Below are 838 nucleotides of genomic sequence, written 5' to 3' on the forward strand. Positions count from 1 at the left end.
CCAAACCACCGCTGCTTGACGAGTTAGAGCCCTGGGATACCTAGACTGAGTCTGGCCAGACATCGGCCCTACCGAAAGTGTCTAGCAGCCCACTGTGGGGCACTCGTCCAAGCGGTGTCATGGTTGATACCATCGGGCTATGGCGATGACTCTGCGACTGACGGATGAGGAGACCGAGGCTCTGCGTCGCCGCGCGCAGCGGGAGTCCCGGTCCATGCAGGATGTGGCCCGCCAAGCGGTGCGCGAGTACGTGGAGAACCACAGTCGCGCTGAGCTGCTCGACCAGGTCCTCGACGAGGAGCTGCCCCGCTACGCGGAGGCTCTGGAGCGGCTCGGTCAGTGATCTACCTGACCCTGTCAGAACTGCTGTACGTCGCCGAGCGCACGCTCGGCCCCGAGGTGCCGGTGCGCGACCACGGGTTGCTGGAGTCAGCACTGGCCCGCCCGCAGGCAACTGTGTTCGGACGCGACGCCTACGAGGGTCTTGAAGAGAAGGCCGGAGCACTGCTGCACTCGCTCGCCCGCAACCATGCCCTCGTCGACGGTAACAAGCGACTGGCCCTGGCAGCCACGATCGCCTTCCTCGGACTCAACGGCTATCGCCTCACCCTCACCAACGATGAGGCGTACACACTCGTCATGGAGGTCGCCTCCGGCGAAGTCGACGACGTCGCCACCATCGCCGAGCGCATCCGCGCCGGCACTACCCCGCGACGCACCTGAACTGACTCAACAGCCCCACACCGCCGCCTGCGGACGCGGCCACGGCCTCGGCACGTGGATAGCGTCGAATGGGTCTATGTGCCCGGCCGCCAGCGGCGGGCGGGATCTGGGCCAG

Annotated in this window: 2 protein-coding genes; both read left to right on the top strand. The window is 66.5% G+C overall.

Annotated elements, in window-relative coordinates:
- The first annotated feature begins 139 nt into the window (after nucleotides 1-139).
- Nucleotides 140-343: a DUF6290 family protein gene (locus tag ABWV20_RS19265; protein ID WP_353358097.1), complete on the top strand. Its 204-nt coding sequence runs from the start codon at nucleotides 140-142 to the stop codon at nucleotides 341-343.
- Nucleotides 340-723 carry a type II toxin-antitoxin system death-on-curing family toxin gene (locus tag ABWV20_RS19270; RefSeq protein WP_353358099.1) on the top strand — a complete coding sequence of 128 codons (384 nt, stop codon included), beginning with the start codon at nucleotides 340-342 and terminating at the stop codon, nucleotides 721-723. Before ABWV20_RS19265 ends, ABWV20_RS19270 begins: the two co-directional genes overlap by 4 nt.
- The last annotated feature ends 115 nt before the right edge of the window (nucleotides 724-838 follow it).

The organism is Intrasporangium sp. DVR (assembly GCF_040365325.1).
Taxonomy (GTDB): Bacteria; Actinomycetota; Actinomycetes; order Actinomycetales; family Dermatophilaceae; genus Intrasporangium.